Source organism: Planctopirus hydrillae, from assembly GCF_001707835.1.
GTDB classification, from domain to species: domain Bacteria; phylum Planctomycetota; class Planctomycetia; order Planctomycetales; family Planctomycetaceae; genus Planctopirus; species Planctopirus hydrillae.
On the sequence record NZ_LYDR01000150.1, the window covers coordinates 80,263 to 98,472 of the forward strand.

Annotated in this window: 8 protein-coding genes; 4 read left to right on the forward strand and 4 right to left on the reverse strand. The window is 54.8% G+C overall.

The window, feature by feature from the left end; translation table 11 throughout:
- Nucleotides 1-334: 334 nt before the first annotated feature.
- Both A6X21_RS18115 and A6X21_RS18120 read left to right on the forward strand, forming a co-directional pair.
- Entirely contained in the window at nt 335-3,859 is a 3,525-nt protein-coding gene (locus A6X21_RS18115; RefSeq protein ID WP_068850710.1) for a hypothetical protein, read from the forward strand.
- A gap of 248 nt (nt 3,860-4,107) precedes the next feature.
- Nucleotides 4,108-12,603 (forward strand): coiled-coil domain-containing protein, encoded by an 8,496-nt coding sequence (locus A6X21_RS18120; protein WP_068850712.1) that lies wholly within the window; start codon nt 4,108-4,110, stop codon nt 12,601-12,603.
- A 79-nt stretch (nt 12,604-12,682) separates the two neighbouring features.
- On the opposite strand, the gene A6X21_RS18125 is transcribed toward A6X21_RS18120, so the two are convergent.
- The 3 genes from A6X21_RS18125 to A6X21_RS24830 form a co-directional block, all read right to left on the reverse strand.
- A complete protein-coding gene (locus tag A6X21_RS18125) occupies nt 12,683-14,269 on the reverse strand; it encodes a serine/threonine-protein kinase (RefSeq protein ID WP_068850715.1) in 1,587 nt (528 codons plus the stop codon).
- Nucleotides 14,270-14,503: 234 nt separating this feature from the next.
- Entirely contained in the window at nt 14,504-15,697 is a 1,194-nt protein-coding gene (locus A6X21_RS18130) for a FliM/FliN family flagellar motor switch protein (protein WP_068850718.1), read from the reverse strand.
- A 186-nt stretch (nt 15,698-15,883) separates the two neighbouring features.
- Nucleotides 15,884-16,036: a hypothetical protein gene (locus A6X21_RS24830; protein ID WP_165603854.1), complete on the reverse strand. Its 153-nt coding sequence runs from the start codon at nt 16,034-16,036 to the stop codon at nt 15,884-15,886.
- A gap of 90 nt (nt 16,037-16,126) precedes the next feature.
- On the opposite strand from A6X21_RS24830, the gene A6X21_RS18135 reads away from it, so the two are divergent.
- On the forward strand, nt 16,127-16,318 hold the full coding sequence (locus A6X21_RS18135) for a hypothetical protein (protein ID WP_165603855.1): 192 nt from the start codon (nt 16,127-16,129) through the stop codon (nt 16,316-16,318).
- A 338-nt stretch (nt 16,319-16,656) separates the two neighbouring features.
- Complete coding sequence (locus tag A6X21_RS18140) at nt 16,657-17,772, forward strand: baeRF11 domain-containing protein (protein ID WP_068850724.1); 1,116 nt, start codon at nt 16,657-16,659, stop codon at nt 17,770-17,772.
- 56 nt (nt 17,773-17,828) lie between these two features.
- Here the strand turns inward: A6X21_RS18140 and A6X21_RS18145 are convergent, their stop codons facing one another.
- The gene (locus A6X21_RS18145; protein WP_068850727.1) at nt 17,829-18,206 is read right to left on the reverse strand and encodes a rhodanese-like domain-containing protein; all 378 of its coding nucleotides are present in this window, start codon (nt 18,204-18,206) and stop codon (nt 17,829-17,831) included.
- Between the last annotated feature and the right edge of the window lie 4 nt (nt 18,207-18,210).

Below are 18,210 nucleotides of genomic sequence, written 5' to 3' on the forward strand. Positions count from 1 at the left end.
AGACAGGTCAACTGCCTGTTTTCCGCTCGATATCCGCCTGTGTTGTGATGACACAAAGGCTAATGAAAAAACAAGTTACGACTGAATATCGCACTTTGTTGCAAGCCCCTCAGTTTTGGTTCCCGTGAGACGCATCGATCCACCAGTCCAGCAAGAAAAGATTTTCTACCCACGTTGCGCGGGCGATTGTGAGACAAACCATGTTCCGCAATGTGTGTAATCGCTATCTTTGACATCTATGCCACCAGTGGCGCAAACAGCGTATTTCCCTTAATTGACCCATCCGTAAGCTTTTCCTCACAGGGGAAGCTGTTGATTTCGCAGAAAGTCTGCCATGCGCTCCTCCTCGTCATTGACTGTGATTCGTCTGATGATGGCTTTGCTGGCTTTGGCTCTGTCACCAGCCACTATGGTTTTCGCCCAGGAGGAGAACGCCCCACGCCCCTCGGCCCCGTCACAGGGGAATCAGGAACTGGTTCAGCGGTGGATCTACATCCCTTATCAGAACCTCAAGCAGGTCTTTGGGAAAAATGATGCCACGATTGCATTACCACTTTCGGAATATCTCGAACTCTGGAACAAAGCTCATCAGCAGAGTTTGAAGCCCGGCGAAAAGCCACCGGTCCCGGCAGTCGTTTCCGAAGCTCGTTACACCGCCAAGGTCGAGAAAGAAGCCGTCCGACTGAATGTGCAATTGAAGGTGCTCTCTCTCAATCAGGGCTGGGCCGTCCTGCCGATTTCGTTTGGCGATGCCGCGGTTGGCAAAGTCTCATCCAGCACCAATCGAGTTCTCCTTCAAGGTTTAGGCCAGGGCAAACTCGCGCTGCTCATGCCGGAAGCTGGCGAACATGTGGTTCAATTCGAAGTCGTCACCAAAGTCAGTGTCTCGCCCGACGGACGACGATTCGAAATGCAGTTGCCAAATGCCGGGATCAGCAGTCTCGAACTGACGATTCCCGAAGCTGATCAGGTTGTCGAGCTGGCACCAGCCGCCGCACTCGAATTGCTCCCCACTGCTCCTGGTTCCAAAGAAACCCGGATTCGGGCAGACCTTGGAACAGTCGAACAATTGAAGGTCAACTGGCATCCACGTGTCGGTTCCCGGCCCGATATGGAACTGCTGGCCAGTGTCACTAACCTCACCAGTGTGCAGGTTCAAGATGGGCTGATTCACACGCACGCCCAGCTCAAATACGACATTCTTCGCGGACAACTGGCTTCTTTACGAATCGCTGTCCCTGCAGATCATCGCGTTCTCGATGTGACATCTGACGTGCGCCTTCGCGAATGGAAACTCTCCAAAGAAGGCGAGCAGCAGATCATCTCGGTCGAACTGCTGGGTCGAGTCGATAAGCCAGCCACGATTCAGGTGCATACCGAGCGATCGGTCCCTGCCGAAAACTTCTTTGTTGCAGGGATCGTTGATCAACAATCCCGTGGCATTCATGCCCTGGGTGTCTTGCGTGAAAGTGGTCAGTTGGCACTGCATGCCGGGCCCGATGTCAACCTGACTGTCGAACTGCAACGTGGCCTGCAACGGACCGATGAAGCCGGTGCTGCTCCCTCGATTCGAACCCCAGGGGCCACTTATTTCCGCTATTTTTCACCCGAGTTTGAACTCGAACTGCGAGCTCGGCCTGTCGAACCTCGACTGGTTGTCAATCACAACTCACAATTGATCTTCCGCGACGATCAGCTCCGCTTGAACGCCTCGCTGGATTATCTGGTCGAGCGTGCCGGCGTCTTTGAATTGCGATTCGGCCTGCCCGAAGGACTGACTGTCGAAAACGTCGTGGCGACGGGAATGAAGCAGTTCGATGTCAACGAGACCACGCGTGAACTCGTGGTCCAATTCACTGAAAAGCGGCTGGGACAGATCAGTCTCTCCATCAATGGTTTTGTCCCCTGGGCCTCTGCGGCTGCGGCCCGGAATCTCCCTCTGATCGAGCCGCGTGGTGCTGAAGTTGAAAACGGACAGGTGGTCGTTTTCGCCCCCGAAGCCATGGAAGTGATCACAGAGACCGAGAAGGTCATCTCGGCACAGCCAGATCCCGCTGTGGCTCCCGCACAAACAGGCAATGCCCGCCTTGTTTCTGCCTGGCGCTATCAGCAGAGGCCTGTTGTCATTCCTGTTTCAACAGTTCGTAAACCTTCTCGATTAACGGCACAAGTCACCACTCGTCTCGATGTCCGCCAGGGACAAGTCAGTTCACATACCACCATTGGCTATCTCGTCGAGTTCGCAGGACTCTCGACCTTCCGTTTTCAGGTTCCCGAAAGTGTGGCGAGCAGTGTGCAGATTACCTCCACGGCTGATGCGCCAATCAAACAACAAAGCCGTGAAGAAAAGGGAGTCGATGGGTGGGTGACCTGGACCGTCGTGCTGCAGCGAGAAGTTTTGGGCCGCCAGACATTTGTGGTCACCTTTGATGTGACTCCCATAGCGGGCACTCCGCCAGAAGAATCGGCAACTCTGGGACTCGTCCGGTTGATTGATTCCCCACTCCCTGAATCGGGCGGAAATGCTTCGTCAGAATCTGGCAAAAGCAGTCCTGCTGAAGCGGAGGCTGCCAAAACCGAAGAAGTCGAGAAAAAACCTGCTATGCCAACTGTGGCGACGACAGTTCCACTCACGCGGATTGTGGGTGAAGTGGTGGTGACGAAAGACCGGGCCTTAGCTGTGGATGCCGTCGCCACAGGTGGCGATGTCGAAAGCATTGACACCCGCGAATTGACCATGCCTGTTCCCGAAGGCTTTGCTGCTTTCCGGTACTTCCGCCAGCCTGTGGAAGTCAGTTTGAAAGCCAGCAAACTCGATGTGCAGGGTGTGGTTCAAACCGTCATCTCTCGCAGTCTGGTCGAAATTGTGGTGGATAAAGCCGGTGTCGTCACGGGCCGGGCACGCTATGCCATCAAGAGCAGTGAGCGCCAACGCTTGCGGATCGATTTACCAGGTGATGCCCAGCCACTGGGAGCCGCTATGGGTGATCGACCAGTCGCTCTCGAAAAAACACCAGGTGCCAGCGACAAAGGACCTTATACGACTCACTTTATCAATGTGGCACGCGCCAGTGGGGCCGATGAGTTGTTTCATGTGACGATTCTCTATCGCTTACCACTTTCCCCCGCACCATTTGGCAGCAATGGGGGTAAACTCCTCTTGAGAATGCCCGTCTGGGGTGGCCTGGATGCCCAGGGAATCGTTACTCAGCAATCGCGAGTCGCGGTCTGGGTGCCCGATGAATTCTCGCTGGTTGGCTCACCCACTGGCTACACACTCGAAACACGCAGAAAGTTCAACGACCTGATCTTCGCGTCGCCAACCACTTCACGAGGCAGCCTCGAAGGTTTGGATGAATGGATTGGTCAGACTGCCAGTGGCATGTTCGATTTTCCGCGGGAAGGTCGTGGCACACTTTACAGTCGACTCGGTAGTGGCAATGAAATCACCGTCGTCTGGTGGCGACTCCCCTTCTATACCTGGATCGCCACCATTGTACTGATTGTGGTTGCATTGCTCCTCAGGCGAACGCCGCTGGAAAACAAACTGACCGTTCTGCTTCTGGCGGCCACCATTGCTGCCGCCAGTGCGATTGCCGATGCCGATCTCGTCTTACATATCGTCGCGGCCATGTTCTTCGGCCTCGTGGCCATGGTACTGATCTGGCTGGTCGCCAGCATTGTCAACTGCTGCCGTCCTGGAAAACCAAAACCCGTCGAGGTTCCACTTGAGCAGCCCGTTGTTAAGACCAAAGTCGAAGAGCCACTCGCTGTGTCCACTGGAGATGCCTCATCCGCGACATCCAGCAAGCCAGAGGATCCACCTTCACAGAATACAACGGGTGAACTTCAGAGCTGATTTCTCAGTTGATATCGCTTTTACGAGTTCAGAGTCGTTCTTCATTGAATGCCGTGAACGAGAAAGAGCAGTTTCCGCTGGGCAGAAAACTCCGAGTGACCAGCGATGATCGATACCGATGCTTCCAGAGATGTTGTTGATTCTGCGAAATGACTGAGCCAGATTCTGGCAGGAACAAACTGATGTCACTCATCACCTTCAATCTCCGAACGAAGTCTTCGCCTCGTCAAAAGGGTCGATCCTTCTTCATGAACGATATCTGTCGGCTCATGGCTGCTCTGCTGTGCCTGGTGTGCGGCTGGAGTTCATCACAAAAGGCACAGGCACAGCCCCCCACCAGTCGACCAGTACAGAACGTCTCTGTCGAAAGTGGTGAATCGCCCAGCATTCGGCGAGAAGTGTTTGTCCCTCTGGCAGATCTGCAGGCTGTGCTTGAATCTCAAAAACGAGGTGTCCTCCTCTCACGAGATGACTACGAAGCACTCCTCAAGAAAGCACAGGTCAAAAACAACTCGCCCACTCCGCCGGTTCATCAGGTGATCACCAGCGGAACGGCTGTGGCCACGATCGAAGGGACTGTTCTCGTCATTAATTTGAAACTTGAACTCGAACAACTCACTCCCGGCTGGGTCGAATGGAAAATCCCTGGACTTGAACGGCTTTCGATCGACTCCGCTCGGCTGGATGGAGAGCCGGCACCTCTTTATCGACCGGCGCTCGAAATTCAGCCCATGGTCAAAACTCAGCAAAAATCGGTTCGACTGCCGGCTCCACCTCTGCAACTCCTGACCAATGAAGTCGGCACTCATCATTTAGAGCTGCAGTTAACGACACCTCTGGTCAATGCGGGAAGTGATCAGGTGGCCGCCTTTGTACTGCCACCTGTCCCTGCCGGGGAAATCGTGGTGACTGTTCCACCGAAAAAACAACTTGTTTCTTCTGGTATGACCCTGGATCGATTGAAGCCACTCACCGAAGCGAATGAGTATCGCCTCCCCTTTGGCGGGCAGGGCCGCTTTCAATGGCGTCTTACCGAACGAGCCGAAGCCAAAGCGACTGATGCCCTGCTCTTTGCGAGCACAGCCTACGGTCTTGTCAGCAGCCCCGGTGAAGTCTCCTGGCAGGCCTTGACCAGCCTGCAGGTCTTTGGCCGCTCGATTGATCGACTCGAATTGTCTGTCCCATCAAAGCTTGAAGTCGCTGCCATCGAATCGACAGGCCTCGAAGCGTGGACACTCTCCGATGACCCGGCGAATCCCGAGCGCACGAAAATGTCGCTGGTCTTCTCGCAACCGTTTGAAGGTCAGCGCACGTTGACAGTTCGTGGCGTCATGCCCACACAAGTGGGTGAGGCCTGGTCGGTACCACCACTGAAGATCGATGGAGCCACCAGTCATGTCGGGCAACTCATCGTGCGTCATCCGCAGGAAGTCCGCTTAAGAACCCTGGAAGAAAACGGAGTGCGCCGCTCGGAAGGTCTTTCTGCCACTCCTCGAAGTACTGCTCCTGCAGCCAATAACTCGCCCAGCGATAACAACACCTATTCTTCCATCGACTTTGAAGTCTGGCGGGAAGATTTTGAGTTAAACCTCATGACTGAACCCAAAGCCCGCGAACTGAATACAGCAGTCGCCATGGTTGTCGAAATCACTGCCCGTGGTATTGAACTTACCGCCAGTACGATGGTTGAAACCCGGTATGTCTCGCTGTTCGATCTCGAATTTGATCTTCCTGCTGAGTGGAAATTGCTGCAGGCCAGCACTGCCGAAGGTCAGGGGTTAACCTGGCAGACGATCCCTGGTGATGCAGGGATCAATCGCATTCGTGTGGCTCTCGACAAGCCATTGCTTCCGGGAGAGAGAAGATCGATCCGATTCTCAGCCAGGCAGCTTGTCGAGAACTGGCCGGTGGAAGAAAACGCTCCTGTCTCGCTGGTTTTACCTTCCCTACCCATTGCCGAAGCCACTCTCACAGAGACGGCTGTCGTGGTGCGAGCGGATGAAGATCTCGATGTCACTGCTCGCGATCTCGTGGCGATTGATCTGGCACCACTCAAAGCGGAAGACGAGCGACTCAGGTTGCAGTCGCAGGTCAACAACTGGAAAGCTGGCTTGAACATATCGAGGCAGCCTTCCCGCTGGATCACGAAAGGCCTCACTGGCTGGAGACTCGATCAGCAGTCGATCTCGTCATTTGTTTCCGTGCAGGTCGAAGTTCAAGGTGGTGGCGTTCGCGGACTGATGCTGACATTGCCGGAAAGTGTCGGGACCGATTTGCGGTTCTCATTGACAGGTGCTGGCGGACGGATCGTCCAGCAGCAGGACGGCCCGGTGGTCAAAGGTCGCAGATTGTGGATCCTGCGGTTCGCGGAACGAGCCCGGGGAGCCTTGACTCTGTGGGCGACGATTGAGCAACCCAGACCTGAGGCCGAGAAGTTCGAAGTGCCCGAACTGCTGGTGCTCGATTCTCAACTCCATAGTGGATTTATAGCTCTCGAAGCCAGCCCGGATCAGAAGTTATCGATTGATGCTCTGGCCGCTGATGGATCGCCTCTCAAAGAAGCGGACCTGCTGGAACTCCCCTCATCCAAGTGGGTCCCTCGCGAGCGACTGGTGGCTCTGTTCGAAACATTGGCCGAAGGAGCCAGGGTTGTTGTGAGTGAGCAACGATTTGATCGCTCGGCACTTCCCAGCGCCATCTGCCGCCGTTTGAAAGTCGATACGCACTTGCCGCTGGTCGGCGCTGCTCAGCATAGGGCGGAATTCCTGTTACAGGTCGCCAACGTGCAGAATCTCAGTGTTCAATTGCCCGGAGATCAAGGTCAGCCTGGTCAGGGGAGCCGCTTGTGGGCAGTGATGGTTGATGGACGGGCTGTGGAAGCCAGGCTCGCCTCACGAGGCTTTCTGGTTCCTCTCAGCAGTCGAAATGAGGGAGCGAACAGCTCATCTGCAGGTTCAGCGGTCGGTGGTACCGAACGATCTGTGGTTGTCTATTACGAGACAGATCATACGACGGCTGGTCGATCGGCACAGGCCAGCCATTTTGAGGGGACAACACCTGTGCTGAATGTCGTCACGTCATCGAGCGATCTTGAAACCGTGGAAGTGCTCGAGCAGACGTGGGAAGTCCATTATCCCGAGAAACTGTTACTCGTCAGGCAGAATGGTTTACTGGAGGCGACCGCGCCACTTGATCAGCCGGGAGAACTGGCGAGGTTAAAAGAGCTCTTCCAACATGCCAGTTGGGAACGCCTGATTCCCTTATTGCTGGTGGCCGGGCTCATGATTCTGTTCACTGCGGGAGCCTGTTATCTCCGGTTCAAGGCTGGCTTCTGGGGTTGTGCCGGTGCCGGTGGACTTCTTGCTTTGGGGCTGGTGCTGGTCGTCTGCGTAGGACCCTGGTTTTTCCTGGGTGGCAGGGCCGAACGACACGTCGCCGCTTCCCGCACCGCTGCTCCTGCAGCCTCCTTTTATACCGACAATGCTGTCGAAGGTTTCGCTGTTGAACCTGTCGAGAAATCGATGAAGCGTCTCGAAGAGAGTAACGGTAAACCTATGTCGGATATTGATGCTCTAGTCCCGGCTTTTGACGCTCCAGCACAGGCTGGCGAGAAGATCGCAGAATCGCGCAAGATGCTGCGGGCGGGTGCCAAACCTGCCGCGCCTCCGAGCGGTCCTGCTTCCGCTGCTCAAACACCTTTAGCTGCTCCGGCTGAACCTTTTGGGGCTGTCAGCGATCCTGCCGTTGCCGTGAACCGGCCCCAGCCGGTGGCAGCCGGTATGCCAATTCCGGCAGAAGCAGGCAAAGAGACGACAGACAACAAAACTCCAGCAACTCCCACTCCTGATGCACGTCCTGCGACTGCCGGCGAAGGGGCCGAAACATTGACAGGTCGTGCGGATCAATCGTGGGGGGTAAAGTCGGGTACATCCCGGCTCTCTCTGGCTCTGAACTGGCAGGCACCCGCCGGTACCCGCAGTCGAGAGTTTCGCTATGTCGGAACGGGTGAAAGCCTCGATGGCGGAGAAGTCGCCTCATTGAAACTGACCTATCTTGACCGTCAGGAGATCACACTCTGGGGACGCTGGCTCTTCTGCATGGGAGCACTCATCGCGTGGTTCTGCCGTAAACTTCCTGCGACGCGCAAATGGCTGATTCTCGGGATTGGCCTTCCTCTCGTCATTGGCTTTAGTGGCGTGCTTCCCGCCAGTGCACAGCTTTGGCTCGATGGTTTGTTTGCCGCCATGATCGGGGGGTTGATGGTGTGGCTGGGTGTCGCGCTCTACTCACTGATCGATCTCTGTCTGACGTGCTGCCTCTCACGTTGCGGCAAAACTCGATGGTCTGGCCCAGGTCAACTGGCGAGCCTCGTCGTGGGGTTATGTCTCTGGTCAGCCTGTACCACTCCGCTGATGGCACAGGAAGAGGTTCAAAAGATCGACCAGGAAGCTCAGAAAGCCATGGCTCCGCTTCCCCCATCGCCTCCTGTCAATCAAACAGTCATTCCTGTGGCGAGTGGTGATCTCACTGACCCCGCGATTCTCGAAGGGAGCCAGCAGGTTTTTATCCCTTACGAGAAGTACCTCGAACTGTATTTGAAGGCCAACCCTGACAAACGACCCCAAACTGCTGCCCCTCATGCTGGTGGGTTAGCCGAAACGACATTAGTGGTCGATCTTATTCCTAAACCACAAGTCAAACCTGCACCCGGTATTGCGCAAGATGCACAGCCGGCTGGCACAGATGAAAAAGCCACACCCGCCCAGAGCCAGTGGACACACGATGTTCGCTTAAAGGCCAGGCTGGTCTATCTGTCGAGAACGAGCGCTCCTCAATTGCTGGCCTTACCACTTAAGCAACTGGCGTGGAACCGGGCGGAACTGGATGGCAAAGCGGCCCCGCTGGTTTCTAAAGATTCGCAGCAGCAAATCCTGATCACTGGAGAAGGACTGCATGTCCTCGATCTGGAAACGATTATTGATCGCAATTCCTCCCCCTCGGCTGGCCAGTTCCAGATCCTCCTCGAACCTTTGACCAGTGGGAAACTGATCTGGAATCTTCCCAAAGAGGGTCTGCTCGTCCGGCTCAATGGCGCTACCACAGGCTTCCGGCAGATACCCGCCCGAAACGACCAGCCGCGAAAGGTCGAAGTCTCACTCAGCGCTTACAACGAGGTGTCCATCTCCTGGCAGCCCGAAGGTGAACTCAATGTGGCCAACCGCACAGTCTCGCTCAATTCACTGACGGCTCTCTCTTTTGATGACACCGGCCTTAAGGTGAGCACCGGGCTTGAATATCTGATCCGACAGGGGAGTGTTATTGAACTCGATCTTCAGGTTCCACCAGCACTCAAAATTCAATCGGTCACAGGCCCTGATGTCGGCAGTTGGGAACTCTCTGGCGAAGACCCCGCGCGAAAACTGAAAGTCTATCTGCGACGAAATGTCGATGACACCACCCGCCTGACGATCGATGCCTATTTCGAACTTCCCGTCTCGCAGGAACCGACCGTTTTGAAAGCGCCACAGTTGATCCCTGTCGGTGTGACACATGAAACAGGAACCTTGGGTGTCTTTGCGGCTCGCCAGTTCAACGTGCGAGTCAATAAAACCGAGCTACTGACACAAATTGATACGTCTCGCTTCAGTGGCTCAGTCCCTGTCAGTCGCCCGGCTGCCGCTCCACAGTTCGCCTATCGATTCTCGGCGAGACCTTATGCACTCGAACTGCGGGTTCAAAGGCAGTTGTCCCGCATCACCGCCCAGGCTCAGCATGGCGTGCTCATGACTCCCACACGCCAGCAGCAAACAACGCGGCTCATCGCTCAGGTCTCGGGCGTGCCCCGCGCGACATTGACCTTGCGTCTCCCTAAAGATTGGCAGCCGCTGAGAGTCGAAAGCGCAGGCTTACAGGACTGGTACGAAACCCGCACAGAGGGGCAGCACCTGTTGACTCTGGAATGGAAAACGCCGCGTGAAGGGACTCTGGAGATTCTACTCGCGGGGGCAGTCCCCTTCAGCCGCAATGGCCAGAACCGCTGGTCCATGGCCCTGGAACTTCCCGAGTTAACCGATGTGGATCGATTGAGTTCACAAGTCGGTCTCTGGACAGATTCCGCCATTACGGCCAACTTTTCCAACCTTGAAGGCTGGAGATCGATCGATCCCGCCACCCTCTCTCCCGGGTTGACGCAACTGAAAAATGGTCAGGCTCCTCAACTCGCGTTTTCTTCAGAAAACCAGACCACCCGTCCCATTTCGCTCTCGCTGTCGAGACTTGAGCCGCAACTGGCGGCTGAATCGCTATCGATCGTCAGTGTGACTGATGGTGCGATTGCTCATTCACTCCTTTTGAACTGGCAGATTGCCCGTGCTGCGGCCGATGTGGTTGAGGTTTCTGCCAGCCCTGAATTTGCCGGCAAACTCGAGTTTTCAGGTTCTGAAATCCGGTCGATTGCCACTTCCAAAGGGAAAGATGGCCGCCCCCGGTGGACGATCTTTTTGCGAACACCCATTCTGGGCAGCCTTTCGCTGGCTGCCGTCGCGACGACGGAGTTTCGTGACCTCCAGGTGCATTCGCCCGGCTTACGCTTTGAAACGACTGAGGCAGACCGCACCAACACAGGCTCGGTCGAATCGATTCCGCAATCTCATTATGTCCTCTTGCTCAATCCTTCGCGCAGCGTGCTGACTCGTGAAGCTCCCGAACAGGCCGATGCTGTCACTCGCGATGATCTGCGGATTGCACTGAATGATGATCTCATTAAACGGGCTGCTGAACTTCTGCGGGTGAAAAGCTCCGGTGTCTCTTTGAAGTGGAAAGCCGTCGCGCTAACGCAGGCTCGACTGGCAGCGGCCAGTGTGAATCTGGCCGACCTGGTGACGATTCTCTCCCGCGATGGGACTTATCGAACCAGCGCGACTTACCTGATCAAAAATCGCTCGCGCCAGTTCCTGCCGCTGGTCATTCCTAAGGAAGCCAGACTCCTCACGGTCTTGATCGATGGTGCCCCCTCTCGAGCAGTGCAATCGTCGAAAGACGGCCAGATGATTCAACTGGTGGCCTTACCCCGCACAAGTGCTGCCGATCTTTCGATCACCGTGCAGATCACTATAGCGGGCAAGCTGAATGGTCGATTGCCGGCCCGTGGCGGTTGGACAACCCGCCAACTCGATATTCCGGCACCACAAGTCATCAGCCCCGAAAAAGATGAATCTCTCGGGATTCCGGTTTCCCGCACACGCTGGGCGGTTTCCATTCCCGATGATCTGCATGCGACCGGGCTGGCCGACCTCACGCGCAACAATCTGAATAGTGCCTCATTGGTTCAATCCGAGCTATCACTGCAACAGGCTCGCCTGCAGGAGTTGTCTTATCTGATTTCGATTGCCGACAATTCGACCAATTTCTCACTTCAGGCACAGGCCCTGGGAAATGGCATCGCACTGAAGTCGTTGCTTTCCGATAGTTCCAGCTACCGCAGTCGAGCTTCAGGCAAAGATTTAGCCGCTGTCGATGAGTATGAAACCAGTTTGAATGCCACACAAAAGCAACTTCAGGAATTACAACGCAAGGTTGAGCAAAAAGGTGAAAAACTGAACCTTCAAAACCAGTCACTGAATGTCTCAGGGCTGGCAGTCAACGGCATCATCCTGGGGCAACCTTCCGAAGGTGCTCTCGAGGCGCAGTCGAATGCTCTCCAGATTCTGACCGATAATCGCAGCCAGTCTCAGGCGGATCATTTCTCTCAAGGAGGAGCCTTCTGGTTTAAGTCCGAACTCAAGGAAAACGAGTTTGTTCAAGAGTCCGCTCCATCGAAGAAAGATCGTCAGGAAGCGCGGGAACAACTCGATGCCCGCCGTCAGTACCAGGCCTTCAACGATCAGCAACTCGATTCTTTGAACAGTGCCGTGCGGAACCGTTTGGAAGAATCACAGCAGCGCCAGCAGGTCGATCTGGCCAAGTCCAAATCGAGTGAATCACTGGAACGCTATCAGTCATTGTCGGAAGATTCCGCAGCTCGAAAGCAGGAGTTTGATCGAGGAAGTCAAGCGGTGGAACTTGGTCGAGGTATGAGACGCAATGCGGCCGATTCCATTGCACTGCAGCAGCGTGCCCTGGGAGAAAACAAAGGTCAGTCAACCTCGTCTCAGTCATCATTATCACAGTCAACATCATCTCAATGGGATGAAGATGGCCTGCAGAGGGCAAAGCTCGGCGTCGATAAAGCCCGCGACGCGTCTGCCCGCGACGGTTTCTTCGTCCTCTCGGAAATGGCGGCCAGTTCTGGCGGGACAACTCTCGGGACGGGCGGCTTAGGTGGTGGCCTGGGTGGCATGGTCGATTTTGAATTACCTGCCAATCGAGGTGCCGTCTCACAAGGACTTTCCGTCGTGGCAGAGCTTCCTCAAAGTGGCCAGACCGTGCGATTCTCGAAAGCCGGTGGCGATGCCCGCCTGGCACTCGAGTTTGTCCCCTCCGGCAGAAAGGGATCTCTGTGGGGATGGTTATGGCTGCTGGCTTCGATCATTCTGGCAGCCTGGATGGTGGCGATTGTGACCCCGGATAAGAAACAGCGCTGGCTTCAGATCACCACACTCCTGTTGATTCTCATCCTCACCATTGCGGCACTGACTCTCCCTCCTCTGCTTGCCATTCTGGCTGGCCTCGGTGTGGCAGGTCTGTGTACTTTACTGGTGGTACTCGCAACTCAGGCCAGGTGGAACAGCTCAGCAATTGGGTAACAATCGCCTTTCAAGACAAATTCAAGAATCCGTCAGGCTCTCCAACGCATTGATTGGTGGCATGATGAGAGTGGATCCATCAGCTTCCACCCAGCTTTTCAAGAAACGGAATGTTCTGCCTGAGGAGTGGCAGGAGCAGGTAGACCCCGTAAATCGCACCGGCAATCAATCCCAGCCAGATCAGCAGACTGACCCAGCCCAGGGCACCTGAAAGGGCCGCTCGAATTTTGCGGGTGAACTTCCGCCATCGCTCCTGCCGATCAATCTGGGCATACAGCGACTTCATGTCCCGGCCTTTTTTCTCTGCTTCCTGCCGGACAATAAGGGCCTGAATGGCATTTTCAAATTCAGGGAGCTGAGCAATTGGAATCGCGGATGTCGCACCTGGTTTTTTGATCTTCGCCCGCTGGTCAATGATGCCGGCTTTGATCCCTTTGATAATCGCGGGGGCAGTCATCTTCGCAGCCGCTGGTTTCCCCTGGGCATCGATGAACTGAATCGCATAGATGATCTCTTTGGCTGCTGCCTGCTTCTGCTGAGCGGCATCTTCAGCGGAAGACTTCGGCACCGCGGGCAGGCTTCGCGTGGCGGCCCCGGGACTTTTGACAGTGGCCGTATTGGCTGTCGCCACCACTTTATCGGGAGCCTGAATAAAGCTGAGTGAAGGGTTTTCGAGGCCCAGCATCGCTAGGTAACGAATCACTTCGCCGAAATCCTTGAATCGCTGTTCAGGAGAGACAGCCACCATCTTATCGATGATCAGATCCAGCTTTTCCGGGATCTCGGGATTCGCTTTTCGAGCCGGTGGAAACTTTCCCTGTTCTTTGTTCATGATCAGTTCGACGGTGGTATTGCCGGTAAATGGCAGTTTCCCCGTGAGAAAATGATAAAGCGTGACCCCCAGGGCGTAGATATCGCAGCGGCCATCCACATGTTTGGCATTGCGGGCCTGCTCAGGAGCCATGTAGTAGGGCGTTCCCAGACCGGTCCCGCTCTGTGTGAGCGAGTTGTCTTCATCGTCGATCGCTTTGGCCAGGCCAAAATCCGCCACCTTCACCTGCCCACGAGCCGTCAGCATGATGTTGTCAGGTTTAATATCGCGATGCACCATGTTCATGGCATGGGCATGCTGCAAAGCCTCAGCACATCGCAACGTGACATGCACGGCATCACCAACAGAAAGTCGGCCCAGAGTCTCGATCCAATGCTGCATGCTCTTGCCATCGATGAACTCCATGGCCACAAAGTGCACACCATGATCCTGATCGACGGCATAAACGCGTACGGCATTTGGATGATCGATCTTCGCCATCGACCGCGCTTCGCGATAGAACCGTTTGACAAAGTCGTCTTTGCCAGCAAGTTTTTTGGAGAGAACTTTAATCGCCGCTTTTCGATCGAGACTGTCCTGATGTGCCAGGAACACCTCGCCCATGCCCCCTTCACCAAGCTTGCGAATCAAACGGAAGTCGCCCAATTGAGAAATCCGCTGCGGAGCAGTCGTCGACGAACTCTTCCCTGTTGGTTCTCCGGCATCTGTTGAGCCAGTCAGAACTGTGTCAGGCGCAATGTTCGTAGCTGCCATAGCACCATCAGAGACATCCGATGCGATGAATGTCTTCTCGGAATCAGCAGTGGGATCTTGGGGCGTGCCTGCAGAACTCATGGGAGCCAACCTGTCGGATAGACCTGCGAAATGCTTTCTCGCATCAACGCTCGATGTCAGACAAAGGCCACTTCAAAGCCTCCATCAACTCGGCCCATTATGCTCAAGACGTTCAACAGTTCTCTACAGGGAGTTTCTGCACTGGCTGACTTTATCGATTTTTCATCATCGCCTGACTGCCAGTCATCGATGTGATTGGGTCGCCGAAAACCCGATGAGCAAGGTCAATGGCCATCAGTCCAGAATCAGGCTACTGGGCTTCTCAGGAGGTGGCCCTAAGCGATTGACCTTCACGCCAAAATGCTCGCCAATTTTGACGGCTTCACCCTGAGCGTACTGCCGATTTCCAATATAGATATCGAGCAGGTCTTCACAAGGTTTACTAAACGTCACCAGAGCCCCGGGTGACAATTGCAATAAAGCAGCCAGGGGCATGCGCTTTTCTGCGAGGCGCACGCTCAATTGAACCCGCACTCCAGAGAGCCTTTGCAGCATCAATTGGCTCGTGACCGTTTGCTGAGGCATCGTCTCTTGAGCCAATGGTGCCGCAGATTCCATTGGATCTTGAGCGGCCAGTCCCTCATAGTTCGATAGCAGATCATCAACCGGGCCATCGACTGGCGCTACTGCAGCCTGTGAATCGGGCAGTTGTCGCTCGGCACTGGAATTCTGACGACGTTCGGTCTCGAGGTTTGCTGAGGCCTCTTCCCATTCATCCTCGAAGTTCTGGGGAGTGACTCCCGTCATGCCAGTCTTGCTGGATCCTGATGCAGCATCGGCACTCGACCCCGATGGCTGACCATCTTTTGCTGATAGAGGAAATGGCCCCAACACGATGATCGCGGGTGTTTCACCTTCTTCCGGCGGATTCTCGAGAGTTGTCACCTCCAGAGCATAAGCCAGCAAACGGGCATGCAGTGGCAGGTTTTCGACATGACCCGCGATGCGCGAGACGGTCATCGTTTTTGAGGCACCGATCTCGATCGACTCAGGCAGCAGAAGAATGCTCCATTCCTGTGCCAAAGTTTGCAGTCGCGATTCCTGACTGGCATCCGGCGTCGTAAACCAGTTTGGCAAGCCGATCGTTTCTGGCAATAACGCCACAAAAAACGTCTCATCACAGGCGAGTTCAACAACGAGACCTGCCGCATCACCAGCAGGCCACGGTTCATGTTGAACTGCTAAATGCTGTGTCACCCACTCGGCTGAAAGTTCTTTCGCCTGGAACCTGGTCGACAGATCCGTTGTCTGTTGAAACGACGTGACGAGAGCTTCGATATTCCCTGTCAGGTGACTCAACCACGTCGATTTCAGCTTCTCGTACTGCTCGATGCCGGTCGAAGTGAGCTGATGCTCTCCTCCAGCAGAACTCTCAGAAGAACTGGGTGAAAGATCTGTCGCGGGGTTGGGTTCTGCAGATTCGGACATGGGTATTCTCGGGAGCAGGGAACCGCACCACCAAATGGCTACTTATCAGGGGTCGCAAGTTTTGATTCAACCTCAGGGGGCGAAGCAATACTTCTACGAAAGTCGTATCGGCCCGAAAGTCATCGCTGCTGGATGAATCTCTGCCATCGAAAAAGTCGATCACGTTCCAGCGGCAAAAGCAGCCATTCAGAGCACGCACCAGGGTTTCAGCGGCAATCTTTGCCGGGGCATTCCTGCTGAATCTGCTTCGTATCGAGTCTCCGAGACATCTGGCGATTCCTGCCGAAAATGCATCTCAACCACACCTTGACGATCCAGCCGTCCTGTGGGAAGACGCATGGTTGAGATGAACCTGAATTCACAGGTTCGAAGACTTACTTTCCCGCACCGCCGCCATAGATGTCCGGAACCGGATCGATGAACGAAAGGATGAGCACCAATATGGAACGCAGGTTCTGGCTGGCACTTTGGGCATTGGCCGTCTTGGGTGGGATCAGCGGTTGTGCCTTCTTCCACGATCTGCAGCCCCATCGGCTGCATCGCCTCAATCGACAACCCGCTCCGGCACTCGATCCCGAGTTCACGGTCGTTGATCACTCGTTCGCCCGCGAACTCTCGTAGGTGCGCTTCAACCAATCGCAACTCGAGATAAGGCGACAACGTATCCACTCTGTTCGACCAAAACAGATCTGCAGAAAGTGCAAACCTGCACGCCGCGTGGAGTCGTCGTTCGACCTTTCAATAGGTTTGCGAACTGTGAAGAGAGCCGCTTGTTCCTTAACATGGTGGACCGTAAGCATTCAATTGTTTGTACATTTGCTTTGTCACAGTGCTCAAAAGCTGCAATTTATGGAATTCCCCAGAATTTTGATCAGCATTGACTTGTTTGCTGATGGTCAATGGAGTGATTTAGAGATCGCGAATTCTCTACTTCACGATGTTCTGACAGGATATTCCAGATGCTTCACGTTGATCTTCCCTCTCGAGATGATATTGCCACCCTGATGAATTCACGGGGTGAGATCAAGGTCAGCATTTATCTTCCCACGACGCCACTTTCTCAGCAGGCCCAGCAGGATCGGATTGTCCTCAAAAATCTGACAAAAACTGCGATTGATCAACTGGCAGAGCATCCGAAAAAAGATATTGAAGCCATTGAAGGACTGCTTCTTGATCTGGTGGATGATGGATCATTCTGGGAATACCAGGCACATGGCCTCGCTATTTTTGTGACACCCACACAGATTCATACTTTAAGACTTCCCTACAGCGTTCAAGAGCTGGTGGAAGTCAGTGATCGATTCCACGTCAAGCCATTGCTGCATCCAATGGCGGCTTCTTCGACAGGCTTTGTCCTGGTGCTTGGTCAGAATAATGTCAAGCTGCTGCAGATCTGCTCCGACCTGCCCGCAGTGACATTGAACATCGACGGCTTGCCGAAGGATGCAGCTAGTGCAGTCGGCAAGTCGTCCATTCAGGATCGCTCACCCAGCGGACGAATTCAGGGAGACGAAGGGAAGAAAGTTCGTCTCACACAATATGCACGCCTGGTTGATCAGGCACTCCGGCCGGTTCTCAATGGACGCAGTGAACCTCTGGTTCTGGCAGCAACAGAACCCTTGCTTTCCATTTACCGCCAATTGGCAACGTATCCATTTCTCGCTGCCGACGAGATTCGCCACAGCCCGGATGCGATTTCCGATGTCGAAATCGTGGCCGCCGCCCGCACCATCTTCCAGAACCTCGCCAGTGCCCGCATTCAAACGGCACTTGATACCTTCGAACAGCGAAAAACTCAAAATCGCACGACCACCATTCTCGAAGAGATCGCTGTCGCTGCCACACAGGGTGCCGTGCAATCCTTAATTGTTGATGTCGCCCGAGTCACCCCCGGGACCATCGATGAGCACGGCAAAATTACGCCAGGTGCCGCCAATTGCCCGGTCAGTTACGATGTCGTCGGTGAAATCTGTGCTCGCGTCATGATGACCGGAGGGACTGTCCTCGCAGCCGGAGGCGAACAGGTTCCCGGTACATGTGGGCTGGCAGCTACTCTTCGTTATGCTCCACAGTAGCCACAGATCATCATTTACTGGAAATCAAAGCAGCATGGCATGGGCTGGCTGTATAGCTAAGCACTGGGGGTGACAATCTCACCCCCAGATTCTTTCCAGCCACGGAAGCCACCATCCACCGAGATCACATGCATGTAGCCCATTTTCTGCAGCGTGTCGGCGGCCAGAGCTGAGCGAAACCCACCGCCGCAATACAGGTAAATTTCGGTTTCCGGATCAGGGATCAACGTTTCTATATCCCGTTCGATAATGCCCCGGCCCAGATGCTTCGCTGTCGGAATATGGCCCTTGGCCCATTCATGATCCTCGCGCACGTCAAAGAGAAGCACGGGAGATTTCGTTTCGAGCAGCAACTTCAGGTCGGCAATACTGCATTCGCGAATGTTGGTACGAACCGATTCCACCAGTTGCAAAAATCGCGGGTTGTGCTGCATGTTC